The 19041-nt window shown below is 64.2% G+C and carries 19 protein-coding genes; 14 read left to right on the forward strand and 5 right to left on the reverse strand.

Annotation, left to right across the window (positions count from 1 at the left end; all coding sequences use genetic code 11):
• Nucleotides 1–24: 24 nt before the first annotated feature.
• On the reverse strand, nucleotides 25–585 hold the full coding sequence (locus CAG34_RS17885) for a carboxymuconolactone decarboxylase family protein (protein WP_003259243.1): 561 nt from the start codon (nucleotides 583–585) through the stop codon (nucleotides 25–27).
• Nucleotides 586–687: 102 nt separating this feature from the next.
• Between CAG34_RS17885 and CAG34_RS17890 the strand changes: the two genes are divergently transcribed.
• The gene (locus CAG34_RS17890; protein WP_085591598.1) at nucleotides 688–1599 is read left to right on the forward strand and encodes an AraC family transcriptional regulator; all 912 of its coding nucleotides are present in this window, start codon (nucleotides 688–690) and stop codon (nucleotides 1597–1599) included.
• Between the two features lie 128 nt (nucleotides 1600–1727).
• Here the strand turns inward: CAG34_RS17890 and CAG34_RS17895 are convergent, their stop codons facing one another.
• A complete protein-coding gene (locus tag CAG34_RS17895) occupies nucleotides 1728–2267 on the reverse strand; it encodes an Rrf2 family transcriptional regulator (protein ID WP_003259245.1) in 540 nt (179 codons plus the stop codon).
• 258 nt (nucleotides 2268–2525) lie between these two features.
• Here CAG34_RS17895 and CAG34_RS17900 point away from each other — a divergent pair, with 258 nt between their 5' ends.
• Both CAG34_RS17900 and CAG34_RS17905 read left to right on the forward strand, forming a co-directional pair.
• Entirely contained in the window at nucleotides 2526–3728 is a 1203-nt protein-coding gene (locus tag CAG34_RS17900) for an NAD(P)/FAD-dependent oxidoreductase (RefSeq protein ID WP_085591599.1), read from the forward strand.
• Nucleotides 3729–3962: 234 nt separating this feature from the next.
• Nucleotides 3963–5588 carry a methyl-accepting chemotaxis protein gene (locus tag CAG34_RS17905; protein WP_085591601.1) on the forward strand — a complete coding sequence of 542 codons (1626 nt, stop codon included), beginning with the start codon at nucleotides 3963–3965 and terminating at the stop codon, nucleotides 5586–5588.
• A 151-nt stretch (nucleotides 5589–5739) separates the two neighbouring features.
• Here the strand turns inward: CAG34_RS17905 and CAG34_RS17910 are convergent, their stop codons facing one another.
• On the reverse strand, nucleotides 5740–7146 hold the full coding sequence (locus tag CAG34_RS17910) for a cytosine permease (RefSeq protein WP_025338792.1): 1407 nt from the start codon (nucleotides 7144–7146) through the stop codon (nucleotides 5740–5742).
• 317 nt (nucleotides 7147–7463) lie between these two features.
• On the opposite strand from CAG34_RS17910, the gene CAG34_RS17915 reads away from it, so the two are divergent.
• The 10 genes from CAG34_RS17915 to CAG34_RS17960 all read left to right on the forward strand — a co-directional run bounded on the left by CAG34_RS17915 (nucleotide 7464) and on the right by CAG34_RS17960 (nucleotide 16847).
• On the forward strand, nucleotides 7464–7949 hold the full coding sequence (locus CAG34_RS17915; RefSeq protein WP_063913663.1) for a flavin reductase family protein: 486 nt from the start codon (nucleotides 7464–7466) through the stop codon (nucleotides 7947–7949).
• Between the two features lie 75 nt (nucleotides 7950–8024).
• Nucleotides 8025–9065, forward strand: coding sequence for an LLM class flavin-dependent oxidoreductase (locus tag CAG34_RS17920; protein WP_025338791.1), 1041 nt, complete (start codon nucleotides 8025–8027; stop codon nucleotides 9063–9065).
• 322 nt (nucleotides 9066–9387) lie between these two features.
• Nucleotides 9388–9984 carry an amino acid synthesis family protein gene (locus CAG34_RS17925; protein WP_003258678.1) on the forward strand — a complete coding sequence of 199 codons (597 nt, stop codon included), beginning with the start codon at nucleotides 9388–9390 and terminating at the stop codon, nucleotides 9982–9984.
• Nucleotides 9985–10052: 68 nt separating this feature from the next.
• Nucleotides 10053–10886 (forward strand): alpha/beta fold hydrolase, encoded by an 834-nt coding sequence (locus tag CAG34_RS17930; protein ID WP_025338790.1) that lies wholly within the window; start codon nucleotides 10053–10055, stop codon nucleotides 10884–10886.
• Nucleotides 10883–12364 carry an aldehyde dehydrogenase gene (locus tag CAG34_RS17935; protein WP_015270730.1) on the forward strand — a complete coding sequence of 494 codons (1482 nt, stop codon included), beginning with the start codon at nucleotides 10883–10885 and terminating at the stop codon, nucleotides 12362–12364. The genes CAG34_RS17930 and CAG34_RS17935 overlap by 4 nt, the downstream gene beginning before the upstream one ends.
• Nucleotides 12365–12377: 13 nt before the next feature.
• On the forward strand, nucleotides 12378–12863 hold the full coding sequence (locus CAG34_RS17940) for a flavin reductase family protein (protein ID WP_003258675.1): 486 nt from the start codon (nucleotides 12378–12380) through the stop codon (nucleotides 12861–12863).
• A 208-nt stretch (nucleotides 12864–13071) separates the two neighbouring features.
• Nucleotides 13072–13461, forward strand: coding sequence for a carboxymuconolactone decarboxylase family protein (locus CAG34_RS17945; RefSeq protein WP_008100863.1), 390 nt, complete (start codon nucleotides 13072–13074; stop codon nucleotides 13459–13461).
• A gap of 90 nt (nucleotides 13462–13551) precedes the next feature.
• Nucleotides 13552–14298 carry a GntR family transcriptional regulator gene (locus CAG34_RS17950; RefSeq protein ID WP_013973031.1) on the forward strand — a complete coding sequence of 249 codons (747 nt, stop codon included), beginning with the start codon at nucleotides 13552–13554 and terminating at the stop codon, nucleotides 14296–14298.
• Between the two features lie 21 nt (nucleotides 14299–14319).
• The gene (locus CAG34_RS17955; protein WP_013973032.1) at nucleotides 14320–14883 is read left to right on the forward strand and encodes an NUDIX hydrolase; all 564 of its coding nucleotides are present in this window, start codon (nucleotides 14320–14322) and stop codon (nucleotides 14881–14883) included.
• 182 nt (nucleotides 14884–15065) lie between these two features.
• Nucleotides 15066–16847, forward strand: a complete 1782-nt coding sequence (locus CAG34_RS17960) for an ATP-binding protein (RefSeq protein ID WP_085591603.1) — start codon at nucleotides 15066–15068, stop codon at nucleotides 16845–16847.
• A 3-nt stretch (nucleotides 16848–16850) separates the two neighbouring features.
• Here the strand turns inward: CAG34_RS17960 and CAG34_RS17965 are convergent, their stop codons facing one another.
• Both CAG34_RS17965 and CAG34_RS17970 read right to left on the reverse strand, forming a co-directional pair.
• The gene (locus CAG34_RS17965; protein WP_023660833.1) at nucleotides 16851–17483 is read right to left on the reverse strand and encodes a LysE family translocator; all 633 of its coding nucleotides are present in this window, start codon (nucleotides 17481–17483) and stop codon (nucleotides 16851–16853) included.
• Nucleotides 17484–17651: 168 nt separating this feature from the next.
• Nucleotides 17652–18266, reverse strand: coding sequence for a LysE family translocator (locus tag CAG34_RS17970; protein ID WP_015270734.1), 615 nt, complete (start codon nucleotides 18264–18266; stop codon nucleotides 17652–17654).
• A 112-nt stretch (nucleotides 18267–18378) separates the two neighbouring features.
• On the opposite strand from CAG34_RS17970, the gene CAG34_RS17975 reads away from it, so the two are divergent.
• Nucleotides 18379–18831: an Lrp/AsnC family transcriptional regulator gene (locus CAG34_RS17975; protein WP_015270735.1), complete on the forward strand. Its 453-nt coding sequence runs from the start codon at nucleotides 18379–18381 to the stop codon at nucleotides 18829–18831.
• Nucleotides 18832–19041 lie beyond the last annotated feature (210 nt).

The following is a 19041-nucleotide window of genomic DNA, read 5'->3' on the forward strand; positions in this document are numbered from 1 at the left end:
GGTACGACCGGTGTCACGCGCGGATCATGCAGAAGGTTGCCAGCGGTACTTGCCGAGCTCGTCATTGAGCGGCGTCTGGGCGAACACATTAGCAAAGTTGCACAGGGTTGCGAGGCTCACGCCCAGAATCACCTCCAGGGCGTTGCCTTCGCTGAAACCGGCTGCGCGGAAGGCCTGGTAAGTGGCCTCGCTGACATTGCCACGGGTGGCGATGACTTCGCGGGCGAACGCGGCCAGGGTTTCATACCGGGCATCGGGCAGCTCGCCACGAGCACGCAGGGCATCGACCACCTCCTGCGGCAGCTTGGCCTTGTTCAGGGCCACGGCCGTGTGGCCGGCCACGCAGAAGTCACAGCCATGCTGGGTGGCGGCAATCAGCTGCACCACTTCACGCTCGGCCAGGCTCAGTTCGGCTTTGCCGTTGAGTGCCGAAACGGTCACGTAGGTTTCCAGCGCCGCCGGGGCATTGGCCAGCACGCCCAGCAGGTTGGGGATGAAGCCGGAATTCTTCTGGGCGTTCTCGAGGAACGGACGGGCCGCTTCCGGGGCGCTCTGCAGCGTGTGTAAAGTAATGCGCGAGGACATGGAGTGGTCTCCTTTGATGGGTGTCACTACAGTCTGTTGGTTATAAGAACTACCCTCCATATTCATCAGTCGCCTTTCCTTGCTCTTGAGTCTTTGCATTAGATGATTTCGTCCAGCCACCTTGTCGATTGGTTATTAGAGGGCCTGGAGCTCGATGCCAGCCTGTTCCATGTGGGCCGCTACTGCGGCGGCTGGCACGCCAGCACCCAAGGCATGGGCCGGGCCAGCTTCCACCTGGTGGTGCAAGGGCATTGCTGGCTGCACATCGACGGCCAGCCCGAAGCACTGCGCCTGGAGGCCGGCGATGCGGTGTTCCTGCTGCGCGACCTCGGCTATCGCCTGGCCAGCGACCAGGACCCGGCCAGTGCCTGCGCCCAGCCACGCCAGCCCATGCAGGCCATGGACGCCGATGCGGTCGATGGCGTGGGGCTGGTATGTGGTTTCTTCCACTTCAGGCCGGGCTTGTCGGCGCTGATCGTCGACGGCCTGGCCGACTGGATACTGCTGCGCGCCGATGAACCGGCCGGGCATGCGGCGCGGGCGTTGTTCGAGCTGATCCTGGAGGAATGCCGGCGCGCCACCGGGCCGTCACAGGCGTTGCTGGAGCGGCTGACGCACTTGTTGTTCCTGTATGTGCTGCGCCAGCAGGTGCATGCCGGGCAATCGCTGGGCGGGCTGGTCGCCCTCGCCCGGCAACCGGCGTTTGCCGGGTTGCTGGAGCAGCTGATCGAGCAACCGGGGCAAGCGTGGACGCTGGAAAGCATGGCCATCTGCACCGGGTTGTCGCGGTCGGCGTTTTTCAAGCGTTTCAATGAACTGGCGGGACAGTCGCCGGGGCAAGTACTGCTGGCGTTGCGCATGCGCCATGCCAGCCAGTTGCTGCGGGCTGGGCATACCGTGGAGCAGGTGGGGGCGCAGGTGGGGTATCAGTCGGTGGCGGCATTTACCCGGGCGTTCGCCAAGGCGGTGGGGGTGCAGCCGGGGGCGTATCGGCGGCAGCATGAGGGGCGCTGAACGCGTTATTTCTGTACCGGCCTCTTCGCGGGCTCGCCCGCTCCCACAGGTACCCCACAGATTTCAGCAATTGTGCGATTCCTGTGGGAGCGGGCAAGCCCGCGAAGAGGCCGGCACTGGCAGCAGATTCAGACCTGACTGACCGGAATATCCCCTGCCCCTTTGCCCTCCCGCCGCTCACCCATCCAGGCATTGACCTTCTGCCCGAACTCGGCCGGCGCCTTGCGCCCGAACCGCCGCGCCAGATCAAGGATGGTCTGCTGCGCCAGGGCCTCTTCCATGCGCTTCTGCGCACCCAGCATCACCGCATGGATTGCGCAGGTGCCCTCGGTCGCCCAACCCGGCGGCGAACCCTCGAACAGGCTGCAACGCTCGCGAACTTCGCGGCAGTCGAAGATCTTCTTTGGCCCATCGATGGCATTGACGATATCCAGCACGGTGATTTCATCCGACGGCCGCGCCAGCCGGAAGCCGCCACGCACGCCCTCGGTGGCGGCCACCAGTCCGGCACGGGCCAATTTGGTGAAGACCTTGGCCAGGTACTCCTGGGGTACACCCTGCAACTCCGCCAGGTCGCGCACGCTGGACTCACGCGAGTCGCCCCGCTCGTCCACCAGGAACAGCAGGCAATGGATACCGTATTCGACGCCAGCACTGTAGAGCGACATATCTATCTCCGACCAATCTTGTCGCAAATAATACGCCGATAGCATCCGCACCGCAAAGCGCAAAGCTGCCGCCGGTCGGCCTTGTTTTTCCCTTAAGCCCAGTAAATACAGCTATTCGAGCCACGAAATGGTGCGGCAGGGTGTCGGCCTGTTGGAAAAAAGACTTGCACGCACAAACTACGATCAATACAGTCGTAGTTATTCGAGAGGCACACAACCCGCCCTCGAAGCCCCTTTCGAACCTTGCGGAGCACCTTCATGAAATCGAACATCCTCATCATCGGTGCCGGCTTTGCCGGCGTATGGAGCGCCCTGAGCGCTGCGCGCCTGCTCGATCAGGCCCAGCGTGCCGACATCAACATCAGCGTCCTCGCTCCACAGCCTGAACTGCGCATCCGCCCGCGCTTCTACGAGGCCGACGTGCACGGCATGAAGGCCCCGCTGGGCGAGCTGTTCGAAGCCGTGGGCATTCACTTCATCCCGGGCAACGCCTACAGCATCGATACCGAAGGGCGCAGCGTCAGCTACACCGACGCCCAGGGGCACCGGCAACAGATCGCCTACGACCGCCTGATCCTTGCCGCCGGCAGCCAGGTCGCACGCCCGGCAGTGCCTGGCCTGGCCGAACATGCATTCGATGTCGACCAGATGGAATCGGCCATGCGCCTGGAACAGCACCTGGTCGGCCTGGCCGCCCAGCCCGCTTCGCCTGCACGCAACACCGTGGTGGTCTGTGGCGGTGGCTTCACGGGTATTGAAACCGCCACGGAAATGCCTGCCCGCCTGCGTGCCATCCTCGGCGCCAGTGCAGCGGTGCGGGTGGTGGTGGTCGACCGCGGTGCGCAAGTTGGTGCGGCGCTGGGCGCGGGTATCACGCCGTCGATCATCGCCGCCTGCGAACAAGCCGGGGTCGAGTGGAAGGCCGGGGCCTCGGTGGTAGCGGTCGATGCCGGTGGCGTTACCCTGGACAACGGTGAGCATATCGCCAGCAACACCGTGATCTGGACCGTTGGCGTGAAGGCCAGCCCGCTGACCGCACAGGTTGCCGGCGAGCGCGACAACTTCGGCCGGCTGAAAGTGGACAGCCACCTGAAGGTGCTGGGCCAGGACCATGTGTACGCCACGGGTGATACTGCCTGGGCCGCTGTCGACGAACTGGGCAACCACGCCCTGATGACCTGCCAGCACGCCATCCCCATGGGCCGCCACTCCGGCAACAACGCCGCGGCCGACCTGCTCGGCCTGCAGCCGGTGGTGTACCGCCAGCCCAAGTACGTCACCTGCCTGGACCTGGGCGAATGGGGCGCGACGTTCAGCGAGGGTTGGGAGCGCGAACTGAAGCTGCACGGCCAGGAAGGCAAAGACCTCAAGCGCCAGATCAACTCGGTGTGGATCTACCCGCCAGCAGCTGATCGCGCCCTGGCACTGGCCGCTGCTGACCCGCTCATCGCGATCGTCTGACCGCAGCAATCTGATAAAACCGCCACCTGATGGCGGTTTTGTCTTTTGATGTCATGACATGAAATGACTGTTCGAAAATGATGGCCATATGGCATCATTCAAATCAAAAAGAATTCAAGAGGGTGAGGCACACAACTGAATCCGCAGCGCTTCCAGAGCCTGGCGCCACACCCGGTGACCCGGCCATCCGCCCAAGCTCCTGAGGGCCTGCACGCCACCGTCAAGGAGCATGTCATGCAATTAAGGAATTTGAAGATCGGCATTCGCGCTGCCTGCGTGTTCGCCCTGTTGGGTATCCTGGTCCTGTTCATGGGCCTTGCCGCACTTTATGAGACCCGGCAGATGGACAAGGCCACGGACGAAATCCGGGTCAACTGGATGCCCGCCGTGGTGGCCCTGAGCGAAATCAGCAGCAACCTTGGCCGCGCCCGCGCCCTCACCCTGCGTACCGCACTGGACGACAACCCCAGCGAACGCAGCCGCAACCTGCAGTTGCTCGACGGCACCAATGGCAAGATGAAGGATGGCCTGAAGGCATACGAAGGTACCATCACCGCCGCCGATGACCGCGCCCTGTTCGACACCTTCAATAGCGCGCACCAGCAATACCTCGAGCTGCAGACACGCGTGCTGCAGGATATTGTTGCTGGCCGCATGGAAGACGCCAGGCAGCAGATCAACGGCCCCCTGACCCAGCGCGCCGACAGCATGATGCAGGCCATGGCCGCGCTGATCGCCTACAACGGCAAAGGTGCCGAACAGGCCTCGCAGCGCAGCAGCGACGTGGCTGACGAAGCGTTCACCGCGATCATTGTCTCGCTGCTGGTGATCATGCTGGCCCTGGTCGCCATTGCCACCGTGCTCACTCGCAGTATCGTCGTGCCGCTGGCCGATGCGGTGAGCGTGGCCGAACGCGTGGCGACCGGCGACCTGACCCAGGACATCCGTGTAATCGGCCACGACGAACCAGCCTTGCTGCTGCGCGCCCTGGGCCGCATGCAGGGCAGCCTGCGCGACACCATCCGCAAGATCGCCGCCTCGTCCGACCAGTTGGCCTCGGCTTCGGAGGAACTGCACACCGTCACCGAAGACACCAGCCGCGGCCTGCACCAGCAAAGCGCGGAGATCGACCAGGCGGCCACCGCCGTCAACCAGATGACTGCGGCGGTCGAGGAAGTGGCGAACAATGCCGTCAGCACCGCCGACGCCTCGAAGGGCGCCGACCAGACCACCCGTGATGGCCGCGACCGGGTCAACCAGGCGCTGGCGTCCATCCAGCATCTGGTGGCTGACGTGACCGGAACCTCGACCGAGATCGAACAGCTGGCCAACAATGCCAACGAGATCAGCCGCGTGCTGGACGTGATTGGCGCGATTGCCGGGCAGACCAACCTGCTGGCGCTGAATGCCGCTATCGAAGCGGCCCGCGCCGGCGAGGCGGGCCGTGGCTTTGCCGTGGTGGCCGATGAGGTACGCGCCCTCGCCCACCGTACCCAGCAGTCGACCGCCGAGATCGAGCAGATGATTGCCGGGATCCAGAACGGTACCGAGCGGGCGGTGACGGCGATGCACAGCAGCCAGGGCCGCGCCAGCGGCACGCTGGAGGTGGCGCAAGGCGCCGGTCAGGCGCTGGAGGTGATTGCCGAGGCGATTGCCTCGATCAACCAGCGCAACCTGGTGATTGCCAGCGCTTCGGAGGAACAGGCGCAGGTGGCGCGGGAGGTGGACCGCAACCTGGTGAACATTCGCGACTTGGCCATGCAGACATCGGCGGGGGCCAACCAGACCAGTGCGGCGGCGCAGGATCTGTCGCGGTTGGCGGTGGACCTGAATGGCCTGGTGGCGCAGTTCAAGGTTTGAGCTGAAATAGCCGGGGCCGCGTTGCGCCCCTTCGCGGGCACGCCCGCTCCCACAGGGTTAGTGCAGCCTGCAAGGGCAACATGAAACCTGTGGGAGCTGGCTTGCCGGCGATGGGCTGCAAAGCAGCCCCTGTTACAGCAACGCCAATCTGTCAGTCATTGACACTCACAACCCGCCCCGCCTTCTCGGCAGCCTTGCCCCGGGTCGCCAGGCAGTAATACAGCGGCACCGTCACCAGCAAGCCGAACAGCCACGACAGGTCAGCCCCTTCGACGATATTGGAATACGGCCCCACATACAGCGACGTATTGGCAAACGGCAGCTGCACCAGGATGCCGCAGGCATAGGCAATGATCGCGTGGTGGTTGAAGCGGCCATAGATGCCGCCGTCGGCACTGAAGATCGAGGCGATGTCGTACTGGCCCTTCTTGATCAGGTAGAAGTCGATCAGGTTGATCGACGCCCACGGCACCAGTACCAGCAGCAATGCCAGGATCAGGCCGATGAACTGGCCGATGAAGTCCGCCGAGGCATTCAGCGCGACCATGCCGCAGCCCACCAGAATCACCGCAGCCAGCACCACCCGCACCTTGATGCTCGGCGTCCACTCGGCGATGAAGGTCTGGATCGCGGTCACGATCGACAGCACCGCGCCATACAGGTTGAGGGCGTTGTGGCTGATGATGTTGAGCAGGAACAGCACCATCAGGATCGGGCCCAGCCAGCCGGTGGCCTGCTTGACCGCGTCCATCGCATCGGTGCCTTCCGGCACGCACAGCACCGCCACCGCACCAAAGCTGAAGCACAGGATGGTGCCCAGGGTAGCGCCGAAGTAGGTGGCCCAGAACGGCTTGGCAATGCCCACTTCACGCGGCAGGTAGCGCGAGTAGTCGGAGGTATACGGCGAGAAGCTGATCTGCCAGATGGTACCCAGCGACACGGTGGCGATGAAGCCCGACAGGTTGAACGCGCCACGGCTAAAGAAGTCGGCCGGCAGTTCCTGGGCGAACATCATGATGAAACCGGCCAGCAACGCCGAACCCATCACCCAGGTACCGATGCGGTTGAGGATGTGGATGAAGCGGTAACCGATCACGCCAATGGCGGTGGCACTCAGCGCACCGATCACGATCGCGCCCGGCATCGGCACGCTCGGGGTGATGCCGTGGATGGTCTTGCCCGCCAGGACGATGTTGGAAATGAAGAAACCGACATAGATCAGCGCGGTGAAGAACACGATCAGCAAGGCGCCGTAGCGGCCGAACTGGCCACGGCTCTGCACCATTTGCGGAATGCCCAGCTGCGGTCCCTGCGCAGAAGCAAGGGCAATGACCACGCCCCCGACCAGATGGCCCAGCACGATGGCGACCAGGCCCCATAACAGGTTCAGGTGGAACACCTGGACCACCATGGCGCCGGTGACGATGGGCAGTGGCGCGATGTTGGTACTGAACCAGAGGGTGAACAGGTCGCGCGCCTTCCCGTGGCGCTCGGCAGGTGGAACGTAATCGACCGTGTGATTCTCGACAAACTGGTGTTGCGACGACGGTTGGGACATAGGATTCAGCTCGAAAGGTCGTTTTTATCTTTGTAAGGAAACCGCATCTAGGCGGCCTCTCAGCTGCGGACCATATTATGGTATTCCAAACTTTTGACAACACTGATCCGTAGGAAAAAACGCCCACTGATCCGCTCGCGCAACCCCTGCGGCAAACCGCCTCACTGCTCAAAGCCACGGTATACGCGGGCTTGAGCCGTTCATCGCGCAATACCCTCGCTTGAAAATTCCGCTTGCAAAATAGGTATTACGGTATACCATCAGACACATCAACGATAAAAACCGCGGACCACCGCAGCCCTATAGAGGTACACCAGATGATCGACGCAACCGTCTACAAGCATGTCCTGGGCTCCTTCCCGTCCGGCGTTACCGTCATCACCACCCTGGACGACGATGGTTCGGTCGTCGGCCTGACCGCCAGCGCCTTCTCCTCCCTGTCGATGGACCCGCCGCTGGTGCTGTTCTGCCCCAACTACACCTCCGACTCCTACCCCGTGCTGATCAAGCAGAAGCGCTTCGCCATTCATCTGTTGTCCGGTGAACAGCAGGCCGAGGCCTATGCGTTCGCCAAGAAGGGCAAGGACAAGGCCAGCGGCATCGAGTGGTCCCTGAGCGAACTGGGCAACCCGATCCTGGCCGGTGCCACCGCGGTCATCGAATGCGAACTGTGGCGCGAATACGAAGGTGGCGACCACGCCATCATGGTCGGCAAGGTGCACAACCTGATCGTCCCTGAAGAGGCGCCACGGCCGATGGTGTACTGCCGCGGCAAAATGGCCAGCCTGCCGGCCTTTGCCTGAAGCCTATTCTGAATCGAGACCGCTGGTGCCAACCCTGCCTGGCGCCAGCCCCTTTCAAGCGTTGAGGAAAGCCCCATGAAATTTTCGTTGTTCGTGCACATGGAACGTTGGGATGAACAGGTCAGCCACCGCCAGCTGTTCGAAGACCTGACCGAACTGACCCTGATGGCCGAGAACGGCGGTTTCAGCACCGTGTGGATCGGCGAACACCACGCCATGGAATACACCATTTCGCCAAGCCCGATGCCGCTGCTGGCCTACCTGGCTGCGCGCACCGACAAGATCCGCCTGGGCGCCGGCACCATCATCGCGCCGTTCTGGAACCCGATCCGCGTGGCGGGCGAATGCGCCCTGCTCGACGTGATCAGCAATGGCCGCATGGAAGTGGGCCTGGCGCGTGGCGCCTACCAGTTCGAATTCGACCGCATGGCAGGCGGCATGCCGGCCACCGACGGCGGCAAGGCCCTGCGCGAAATGGTGCCGGTGGTGCGCAAGCTGTGGGAAGGCGACTACGCCCATGACGGCGAAGTCTACAAATTCCCCACATCCACCAGCGTGCCGAAGCCGTTCAACGCCACCCCACCGATGTGGATCGCCGCCCGCGACCCGGACTCGCACAACTTCGCCGTGGCCAATGGCTGCAACGTCATGGTCACCCCGCTGATGAAGGGTGACGAGGAAGTGCTGGACCTGAAGAACAAGTTCCAGGCTGCCCTGGACAACAACCCGGGCGTGCCGCGCCCGCAACTGATGGTGCTGCGCCACACCCACGTGCACAGCCCGGCCGAGCCGGAAGGCTGGAAAGTCGGCGCCCAGGCCATCTCGCGCTTCTACCGCACCTTCGATGCCTGGTTCGGCAACAAGACCACCCCGGTCAACGGTTTCCTTGAGCCGAGCCCGGAATCGAAGTTCGCCGAAGTGCCGGCGTTCGAGCTGGAGAACATCCGCAAGAACACCATGATCGGCACGCCGGAAGAGATCATCGCGCGTATCAAGTACTACCAGGAACTCGGCGTCGACGAGTTCAGCTTCTGGTGCGACAACAGCCTGCCCCACGCCGAGAAGAAGAAATCGCTGGAGCTGTTCATCAAGGAAGTGGTGCCGGCGTTCGCCTGATTTCCCATTACCTGAAACATTGCGGGACGCGCCCGCTCCCGTGGGCCCTGTGGCCCGCGTGAGCGGGCTTTTTTTTGAAGCCTGCACCGGCCTCTTCGCGGGCTTGCCCGCTCCCACGGGGACAACACAGGCCATGAATGCCGTGCGATCCCTGTGGGAGCGGGCGAGCCCGCGAAAAGGCCAGCACAGAAACCACAGGAATCAAGGCATCAGGCCACCTTTCGTCCCCTCGCAAGAGAAATTTCCAGCCACCTCTTGCACAACAAATATTATGGTATACCATCAGACAACAAGAGCTGATAACCCTCACCAGGAGCCACCCATGAGTTTCGAAATCCGCAAGATCGTCACCTACTCCGAAGAGACCCGCATCGAAGGCGGCAAGGCCACCGACAAGCCGGTGACCATGGTCGGCCTGGCCGTCGTGATCAAGAACCCATGGGCCGGTCGCGGTTTCGTTGAAGATCTGAAGCCGGAAATCCGTGCCAACTGCTCGGACCTGGGTGCCCTGATGGTCGAGCGCCTGACTGCAGCCATCGGCGGCGCCGACAAGATCGAAGCCTACGGCAAGGCCGCAGTCGTCGGTGCCGACGGCGAAATCGAACACGCCTCGGCGGTGATCCACACCCTGCGCTTCGGCAACCACTACCGCGAAGCGGTACAGGCCAAGAGCTACCTGAGCTTCACCAACAAGCGCGGCGGCCCGGGCACCTCGATCCAGATCCCGATGATGCAGAAGGACGACGAAGGCCTGCGCTCGCACTACATCACCCTGGAAATGCAGATCGAAGATGCCCCGCGCGCCGATGAAATCGTCGTGGTCCTGGGCGCCTCCGACGGCGGCCGCCTGCACCCGCGCATCGGCAACCGCTACATCGACCTGGAAGAACTGGCTGCCGAAAAAGCCAACGCTCAATAACAACAACCAAGACGGGCCGGGGCGTGGCGTGCTTACCCGCCGCGCCCGACCTTCAAGGAGCGCCCTCCATGATTCAGCCTGTCGCTGAACGCACACCCGCCGGCACCAGCTACCTGTCCGTCGGCCAGGGCCAACCCGTGGTACTGATCCACGGCGTGGGCCTGAACAAGGAAATGTGGGGCGGTCAGTTCGTTGGCCTGGCCAACGACTACCGCGTCATCGCCTACGACATGCTCGGCCACGGCCAGAGCGCACTGCCGGCCGCGGACATCGGCCTGGAAGGCTATGCCGCCCAGCTCGCCGAACTGCTCGACCACCTGCAGATCGCGCAAGCCACCGTGATCGGCTTCTCCATGGGCGGCCTGGTCGCCCGGGCGTTCGCCCTCGGCTACCCGCAGCGCCTGGCCGCACTGGTAGTGCTCAACAGCGTGTTCAACCGCACCCCCGAGCAGAGTGCCGGCGTTATCGCCCGCGCCGCCCAGGCTGCGCAGCTGGGCCCCGACGCCAACGTCGACGCCGCGCTCGACCGCTGGTTCAGCCGTGAATACAAGGCTGCCAACCCGGCGCAGGTCGCCGCCATTCGCCAGGTGCTGGCGAGCAACGACCCGCAGGGCTACCACACCACTTACTCGCTGTTCGCCACCCAGGACATGTACCGCGCCGCCGACCTGGCCAGCATCCAGGTGCCGACGCTGATCGCCACCGGCGAACTCGACTCGGGCTCCACCCCGGCCATGACCCGCCAGCTTGCCGCCAGCATTCCTGGCGCGCACAGCGTGGTCCTCGCCGAGCAACGGCATATGATGCCGGTGGAAGCACCGCGTGAAGTCAACAAGATGCTGCTGGACTTCCTCGCGCAGGCCCGCACCCTCACCGAATCCGCCAAGGGGATTGTTGCATGACCCTCGTTCGTTTCCAGATGTGCATCGACGGCCAATGGCGCGATGCCCAGAGCGGCAAGACCTTCGACAGCCTCAACCCGGCCACCGCCCAGGCCTGGGCGCAACTGCCCGACGCCGACGAGGCCGATGTGGAGCTGGCCGTGCAGGCCGCCCAGCGTGCCTTCGACAGCAAGGAGTGGCGCAGCATCACCGCCACCGCGCGCGGCAAGCTGCTGCGTCGCCTGGGTGACCTGATTGCCGAAAACAAGGAACACCTGGCCCAGCTGGAAAGCCGTGACAACGGCAAGCTGATCCGCGAAACCCGCGGCCAGGTCGGCTACCTGCCAGAGTTCTTCCACTACACCGCAGGCCTTGCCGACAAACTTGAAGGCGGCACCCTGCCGCTGGACAAGCCCGACCTGTTCGCCTACACCGTGCACGAGCCGATCGGCGTGGTCGCCGGGATCATCCCGTGGAACAGCCCGCTGTACCTCACCGCAATCAAGCTGGCCCCGGCCCTGGCCGCCGGCAACACCATCGTGCTCAAACCGTCCGAGCACGCCTCGGCGACCATCCTCGAGCTGGCCCGCCTGGCCCTCGAGGCCGGCTTCCCGGCTGGTGTGGTCAACGTGGTCACCGGCTACGGCCCCAGCACCGGCGCGGCGCTGACCCGCCACCCGCTGGTGCGCAAGATCGCCTTCACCGGCGGCGCCGCCACCGCCCGCCACGTGGTGCGCAGCAGCGCCGAGAACTTCGCCAAGCTGTCGCTGGAGCTGGGCGGCAAGTCGCCGAACATCATCTTCGCCGACGCCGACCTGGACAGCGCCATCAACGGCGCCGTGGCGGGCATCTATGCCGCCTCCGGGCAAAGCTGCGTGGCCGGCTCGCGCCTGCTGGTGCAGGACGAGATCTTCGACGAGTTCGTCGAACGCCTGATCGCTCGCGCCAAGCGCATCCGCATCGGCAACCCGCAGGACGATGCCAGCGAAATGGGCCCCATGGCCACCGCGCAACAGCTGGCCGTGGTCGAAGGCCTGGTGGCCGCTGCCAAGGCCGAAGGCGCCAAGCTGCACATGGGCGGCAAGCGCGCCGAAGTCGAGGGTGACGGCTGGTTCTACGAGCCGACCCTGTTCGAGTGCGACAGCAACTCGATGACCATCATGCAGGAAGAGGTGTTCGGCCCGGTTGCCGCGGTAATCCGCTTCAAGACCGAGGAAGAGGCCCTGGCCATCGCCAACGACTCGCAGTTCGGCCTGGCCGCCGGCATCTGGACCCGCGACCTGGGCCGTGCCCACCGCCTGGCCCGCGACGTGCGTTCGGGGATCATCTGGGTCAACACCTACCGTGCCGTGTCGGCCATGGCGCCGATCGGCGGGTTCAAGAACAGCGGCTACGGCCGTGAGAGCGGCATCGATTCGGTGCTGGCCTATACCGAGCTGAAGACGGTGTGGATCAACCTGTCCACCGCGCCGATGCCCGACCCGTTTGTGATGCGCTAAGAGGTAGCACAAGATGATTGAACCAGGCATCTACAAAGACGTGATGGGCTCCTTCCCGTCCGGCGTCACGGTGGTCACCACCCTCGACGCCGACGGTGGCATCGTCGGCATCACCGCCAGCGCGTTCAGCGCGCTGTCGATCGACCCGGCGCTGGTGCTGTTCTGCCCCAACTACGCCTCCGACACCTACCCCATCCTGCGTGACAGCAAGCAGTTCGCGATTCACCTGCTGTCCGCCGACCAGACCGCCGAGGCCTATGCCTTCGCCGGCAAGGGCAAGGACAAGGCCAAAGGCATCGACTGGCACCTGAGCGAGCTGGGCAACCCGCTGCTGGCCAAGGCCACGGCGATCATCGAGTGCGAACTGTGGCGCGAGTACGACGGCGGTGACCACGCGATCATCGTTGGCGCGGTGAAGAACCTGGTGCTGCCGGCCGAGCCGGTGACCCCGATGGTCTACCACAAGGGCAAGCTGGGCGCCCTGCCGCCCCTGGGCTGACCTTGAGATCGCCGGGGCTGCCGTGCAGCCCATCGCCGGCAAGCCAGCTCCCACAGGGATTCCACAGGCCTGTGGCCCTTCGCTGTATCTGTGGGAGCTGGCTTGCCGGCGATGGGCCGCACAGCGGCCCCTGTTTCACCCTTTTTTAGGGGCCGCGTTATCGTCTCACCCTCGGTTGCGTCCCCTGTTTTATTCCGGAGTACTGCACATGAGCAATGAAAAGTACGAAAAAGGCCTGCAGATCCGCACCCAGGTGCTGGGCGAAGACTACGTCAACCGCTCGATCCAGAACGCCGACGACTTCACCAAGCCGTTGCAGGAGCTGGTCACCGAATACTGCTGGGGCCACGTCTGGGGCCGCGAAGGCTTGTCGCTCAAAGAGCGCAGCATGATAAACTTGGCCATGATTTCCGCGCTCAACCGGCCCCACGAGCTCAAGCTGCACATTCGCGGCGCCTTGCGTAATGGCCTGAGCCGTGAACAGATTCGCGAGATCCTGCTCCAGGTCGGCATTTATTGCGGCGTGCCCGCGGCGGTGGACAGTTTCCGCCTGGCCCGCGAAGCGTTCGCTGAAGCCGATGCGGAGTCAACCCGTTAACACCGGGCTGTTCGAACCCACGCAAGGAGCACCCAAGGTTCGTGGTGCTGTTGCGGTTGCGGCCGGGCAGCCTCTTTAAGAGCGCACTTGATGAAACGCCAGCCACTCGACGACAGCTTCAAGGTCAACCGCAACCCCGTTACCCTGCGCGAAATCGTGCTCGACAAGCTGCGCGCCGCGATCATGAACTTCCACCTGCTGCCAGGCGACCGCCTGGTCGAGCGCGACCTCTGCGACCGCCTCGGCGTCAGCCGCACCTCGGTGCGTGAAGCCCTGCGCCACCTGGAATCCGAAGGCCTGGTGGAATTCGCCGACGCCAAGGGCCCGCGCGTGGCCATCATCACCCTGGAAGACGCCCGCGACATCTACGAGCTGCGCTGCGTGCTCGAAGGCCTGATCGTGCAGCTGTTCACCCTCAACGCCAAGGCCAAGGACATCCGCGCCCTGGAACGCGCGCTGGAGGTCAACCGCGAAGCCCTCGAGGAAGGCGAACTGCAACAGGTGCTGGACTCTGTACAAGGCTTCTACGATGTGCTGCTGGAAGGCTCCGGCAACCAGGTGGCGGCCCAGCAGCTGCGCCAGTTGCAGGCGCGCATCAGCTACCTGCGCGCCACCTCGGTGTCGCAGGAGAACCGCCGCGGCGCCAGCAACCGCGAAATGGAAAAGATCGTCGAGGCGATCAAGAGCGGCGACCCGCTGGTTGCCCACCAGGCCTCGGTCGACCACGTCCGCGCCGCCGCCAAGGTGGCCCTGGACTACCTGCGCCAGAAGCAGGATGACAACGTCAAGGTGCGCGAGATGGTCGAGCCCCTGGCCTTGAAGGACCCACGCATATAAGCCACCCACAGGCCACCGATCATGCCCAACGCCCCGCGCTACTGCCCGCACTGCACCACGGAACTGGCCCGGGGCGTTCCCACAGGCGACACCCACGAACGCCTGCACTGCACCGGTTGCGGCTACATCCACTACATCAACCCGAAGATCATCGCCGGCTGCATCATCGAGCGTGATGGCAAGTACCTGCTGTGCCAGCGCGCCATCCCGCCGCGCCCCGGCACCTGGACCTTGCCGGCCGGGTTCATGGAGGCCGGCGAAACCACCGAGCAGGCGGCCCTGCGCGAGGTCTGGGAAGAAAGCGGCGTACGCGCCGAAATCGTCTCGCCGTACTCGATCTTCAGCGTCCCGAAGATCAGCGAGGTCTACATCATCTTCCGCGCCATCGCCACCGAGGAAACCGGGCAGTACGGGGCGGAAACGCTGGCGTACAGGTTCTTCGAACCGGACGAGATCCCATGGGACGAAATCTACTACCCGGCAATCCGGCAGATTCTCGAGCGCTATATCCTCGAGCGGCAGGCCGGGGTTTATGGCATCTACATGGGCAATGACGACACTGGCAAGGTGCACTTCATTCGCTAGCCTGGGCCGGCCCTATCGCCGGCAAGCCAGCTCCCACCTGCACCGCATCGACTTCATGTCATGTGCAGTCCTGTGGGAGCTGGCTTGCCGGCGATAGGGCCGGTACAGCCACCAAAAATTCTCGCCAAACGTCTATGCTGGATGCACCCTTAAGGCCTTACGCAAAAGGACCAGCAGAGCACATGGCAAAATGGCTAGACGGCGGCGGGCTGATGGCCGAGCGCATCCGCAACCACGATTGGGCCGCCACCACACTGGGCCCGCTGCAGCACTGGCCCGACTCGCTGAAAACCAGCCTGGCCCTGTGCCTGGCCTCGCGCTTCCCGCAAGCCGTGCTCTGGGGCCCTGACCTGCTCACCCTGCACAACGACGCTTTCTCGCAGATACTCGGGCAAAAGCCCTCGGCCCTGGGCATCCCCTTCCGCGCCGTGTGGCAGGAAGCCTGGGCCGACATCGGCCACATGGCCAACCGCGCCCTGGCCGGCGAGGCGGTGTACATCGAAGACTTCCCGCTCGTCATCGACCGCAACGGCGGCCCCGAACGGGCCTATTTCACCTTCTGCTACAGCCCCATCCGCGACCACGACGGCAAGGTGCTGGGCATGCTCGATACAGTCACCGAAACCACCGCCAGCGTGCTCGCCAACCAGCGCCTGAAATTCCTCGACGACCTGGGCCGTGCCGTGGCCGACGCCACCGACCCGGACCAGATCCTTGCCACTACCACGCGCATGCTGGTCGAGCACCTGCAACTGTCGAGTTGCGCCTATGCGGTGATGGAGCCCGACGAAGACGGTTTCACCATCTGCGGTGACGCCGTGGCGCCCGGCTCGCCGCATCTGTTGGGCCGCTATCGCTTGCAGGATTTCGGCAAGCTGGCGCTCGGCCGCCTGCGCAGTGGCCTGCCGTTGGTCATCCAGGACAACCTGAGCGAGCTGTCCCCCGAGGAAGCTGCCACCTTCCAGGCCATCGGCATTACCGCGACCATTTGCATGCCCCTGATCAAAGGCGGCCGGCTGACCGCGCTGATGGCCATCCACGACAAGGCGCCACGGGAATGGACCCACTATGAACAGGCGCTGATCAGCGAAGTCACCGAGCGCTCCTGGGCGCATGTCCAGCGGGTGCAGGCCCACACCGAAGTGCGCGAGGCCATGGCGGCACTGGAGGCGCTGAATGCCACCCTCGAACAGCGCGTCGACGAACGCACCACCCAACTGCTGCATACCGAAGCCGTGCTGCGCCAGACCCAGAAGCTCGAAGCCATTGGCCAGCTGACCGGCGGCGTGGCCCATGACTTCAACAACCTGCTGACCATCATTCGCTCGTCACTGCATTTTCTGCAGCGCCCCAACCTCGACGCACAGCGCCGCGAGCGCTACCTCAAGACCATGTCCGACACCGTCGACCGCGGTACCAGGCTGACCGGCCAGTTGCTGGCCTTCGCCCGCCGCCAGGCCCTGAGCCCGCAAGTGTTCGAGGCCGGGCCCCGGCTGGAGGCCATGGCCGACATGCTCGACACGGCCACCGGTGCGCGGATCCAGGTCGAGCTGCAGTTGCCGCAGGCGCCTTGCCATATCCGCGCCGACATCAACCAGCTGGAAACCGCGGTAATCAACCTGATGCTCAACGGCCGCGATGCCATGGCCGGCGAAGGCACCTTGCAGCTGCGCCTGCAGGCCGACCAGCGCCTGCCCGCCCTGCGCGGCCAGGCGCCACAGCCGGGCCAGTTCGCGGCGATTTCGGTGAGCGACAGCGGTGTCGGCATTGCCGCCGAACTGCTGGAGCGCATCTTCGACCCGTTCTTCACCACCAAGGCACCAGGTGAAGGCACCGGGCTCGGGCTGTCGCAGGTGTTCGGTTTTGCCAAGCAGTCCGGGGGCGATGTGCAGGTGAACAGTGTGCCGGGCCAGGGCACCACCTTTACCTTGTACCTGCCCCAGGAGCCGCCGCCTGAGGCCTAGCGGTCAACGCCGTCCTTCGGCCAGCATGCGCACGGCCAGGCCCGCCAGCACCGTACCCATCAGCCAGCGCTGAACCTGCTGCCACAGCGGGCGACCGGCGAGGAATACGGCGATCGACCCGGCCATGATCGCGATCAGTGCATTGACCGAAACGCTGATGGCGATCTGCGTCGACCCCAGCACCAGCGACTGCAGCAGCACACTGCCATGCCCCGGCTCGATGAACTGCGGCATCAATGACAGGTACATGACGGCGATCTTGGGGTTGAGCAGGCTGGTGGCAAAGCCCATGGTGAACAGCCGCCGCGGGCTGTCGGCAGGCAGGTCGCGAACCTGGAACGGCGAACGGCCACCAGGGCGCAGCGCCTGCCAGGCCAGGTACAACAGGTACAGCGCGCCACCGATGCGCAGCGCGTCGTAGGCAAAAGGCACGGCCATCACCAGGGCGGTGATGCCCAGCGCGGCGCAGAACATGTAGATGACGAAGCCCAGGGCCACACCACCCAACGAAATCAGCCCGGCCTTGCGGCCCTGGCAGATCGAGCGGGAGATCAGGTAGATCATGTTCGGCCCTGGGGTCAGGACCATGCCGAGGCAGATCAGGGCGAAGGTGAGCAGTTGCGTGGTTTCGGGCATGGGGCACATCCTGGTTGTGCGTTGAAGTGCTGCGAGTTTATCCGAGGCTTTGTCTGTCGTCTGTACTGGCCTCATCGCCGGCAAGCCAGCTCCCACAAGTACCCCGCATGGCTCAGGCCCGGCATTGAACCCGTGGGAGCTGGCTTGCCGGCGATGAGGCCAGTGAACTCAACTTATTTGACCCGCTATCAAGCCCAGGGCCACCGTGATCATCGCCACCCCCGACACCCGCCCGACCAGCTTCGCCGCCCCCGGCCGGGTGCTCAGCACGGCTTTGGCGCCATAACCGACCAGCGAATAGATCACCAGCGAGCTGCACAGGTGCACCAGGCCCAGCAGCAAGATCTGCAACGGCACCGGCCAGCTCGACTGCGGGTCGGTGAACTGCGGCAACAACGCCAGGAACAGCAAAAACACTTTCGGGTTCAGGCCACTGACGCAAAACCCTTTCAATGCCCAGCGGGACCCCGACTCCCCCGCACCATCCTGCCCGGCCGCCGGCAATGCCGGGCTCAGCAGCAGGTTGCCACCCAGCCACAGCAGGTAGCTGCACCCCGCCAGGGTCAGCAAGGTCAGCGCCAGCGGGTGGCCGGCCAGCAGGCTGCCGACCCCGGCCGCCACCACCAGGGTCGCGAGGAAATGCCCCGACAACATCCCCGCCACCGCGGGCATCACCCAGCGCCCGCGCATGCCGGCCGAAATGGCATAGGCCCAGTCCGCGCCCGGGGTAATCACGAACAGCATCGACACGGCCCAGAACGCCGTCAGAACACTGAGAGCCACTTGAATCTTCCTTTTTCCACTGCTTTGGGATGACGAAAGATTACGGATTCCGCCGAGGGATTTTCTTTCGTATATTCCCCAACAGCCCTCAATTACTGGAAGATCCTTCTCGATGGACAGGACTGATCGAAAAATCCTTGCCGAACTGCAAAAAGACGGTCGGCTATCGGTGACCGAGTTGGCAGACCGTGTGGGGCTCAGCCTGTCGCCCTGCCATCGGCGCTTGAAGGCGCTGGAGGAATCAGGGGCGATTCTTGGCTATCACGCCCGCCTGGCGCCGAGCGCCCTGGGGCTGAACTTTGCCGCGCTGGTGTTCGTGACCCTGCGCGAAGTCACTCGCCAGCCGGTAGCGGACTTTGAAGCGGCGCTGGCCGAAATCCCGCAGATCGTCGAGGCGCAGCGGCTGTTTGGCGACCCGGATTACCTGCTGCATGTGGTGGCCAAGGATTTGCCGGCGTTCCAGAAGCTGTATGACGAGCAGCTGACCAGCATTCCCAATGTGAAGCGGTTGAGTTCGACCCTGGTGATGAAAGAGGTGATTCAGGATCGGTTGTTGCCGATGTAGCGTTGTTGCCTGTACCTGCCCTTTCGCGGGCACGCCCGCTCCCACAGGTGCACCACAGAACCTGAAAGCTGCGCCGTACCTGTGGGAGCGGGCAAGCCCGCGAAAGGGCCGGTACAGGCAACCATTCAGCTGCCCTGAAAATGCGCACACCGCACCACCACCGCCCACCACAAACTACCTGCCACCCCGCCAGCCCCTCTAGCCCAAGCC

Source organism: Pseudomonas sp. B14(2017), from assembly GCF_002113255.1.
Taxonomy (GTDB): domain Bacteria; phylum Pseudomonadota; class Gammaproteobacteria; order Pseudomonadales; family Pseudomonadaceae; genus Aquipseudomonas; species Aquipseudomonas putida_Z.

Bases quoted from the DNA above. Each gene is read 5' to 3' on its own strand.
- CAG34_RS17960 (WP_085591603.1), top strand. From the start codon at position 15,066: ATGGCAAAATGGCTAGACGGCGGCGGGCTGATGGCCGAGCGCATCCGC.
- CAG34_RS17940 (WP_003258675.1), top strand. From the start codon at position 12,378: ATGATTGAACCAGGCATCTACAAAGACGTGATGGGCTCCTTCCCGTCC.
- CAG34_RS17945 (WP_008100863.1), top strand. From the start codon at position 13,072: ATGAGCAATGAAAAGTACGAAAAAGGCCTGCAGATCCGCACCCAGGTG.
- CAG34_RS17910 (WP_025338792.1), bottom strand. From the start codon at position 7,146: ATGTCCCAACCGTCGTCGCAACACCAGTTTGTCGAGAATCACACGGTC.
- CAG34_RS17965 (WP_023660833.1), bottom strand. From the start codon at position 17,483: ATGCCCGAAACCACGCAACTGCTCACCTTCGCCCTGATCTGCCTCGGC.
- CAG34_RS17890 (WP_085591598.1), top strand. From the start codon at position 688: ATGATTTCGTCCAGCCACCTTGTCGATTGGTTATTAGAGGGCCTGGAG.
- CAG34_RS17925 (WP_003258678.1), top strand. From the start codon at position 9,388: ATGAGTTTCGAAATCCGCAAGATCGTCACCTACTCCGAAGAGACCCGC.
- CAG34_RS17950 (WP_013973031.1), top strand. From the start codon at position 13,552: ATGAAACGCCAGCCACTCGACGACAGCTTCAAGGTCAACCGCAACCCC.
- CAG34_RS17895 (WP_003259245.1), bottom strand. From the start codon at position 2,267: ATGTCGCTCTACAGTGCTGGCGTCGAATACGGTATCCATTGCCTGCTG.
- CAG34_RS17930 (WP_025338790.1), top strand. From the start codon at position 10,053: ATGATTCAGCCTGTCGCTGAACGCACACCCGCCGGCACCAGCTACCTG.
- CAG34_RS17920 (WP_025338791.1), top strand. From the start codon at position 8,025: ATGAAATTTTCGTTGTTCGTGCACATGGAACGTTGGGATGAACAGGTC.
- CAG34_RS17955 (WP_013973032.1), top strand. From the start codon at position 14,320: ATGCCCAACGCCCCGCGCTACTGCCCGCACTGCACCACGGAACTGGCC.
- CAG34_RS17975 (WP_015270735.1), top strand. From the start codon at position 18,379: ATGGACAGGACTGATCGAAAAATCCTTGCCGAACTGCAAAAAGACGGT.
- CAG34_RS17915 (WP_063913663.1), top strand. From the start codon at position 7,464: ATGATCGACGCAACCGTCTACAAGCATGTCCTGGGCTCCTTCCCGTCC.
- CAG34_RS17900 (WP_085591599.1), top strand. From the start codon at position 2,526: ATGAAATCGAACATCCTCATCATCGGTGCCGGCTTTGCCGGCGTATGG.
- CAG34_RS17905 (WP_085591601.1), top strand. From the start codon at position 3,963: ATGCAATTAAGGAATTTGAAGATCGGCATTCGCGCTGCCTGCGTGTTC.
- CAG34_RS17935 (WP_015270730.1), top strand. From the start codon at position 10,883: ATGACCCTCGTTCGTTTCCAGATGTGCATCGACGGCCAATGGCGCGAT.
- CAG34_RS17885 (WP_003259243.1), bottom strand. From the start codon at position 585: ATGTCCTCGCGCATTACTTTACACACGCTGCAGAGCGCCCCGGAAGCG.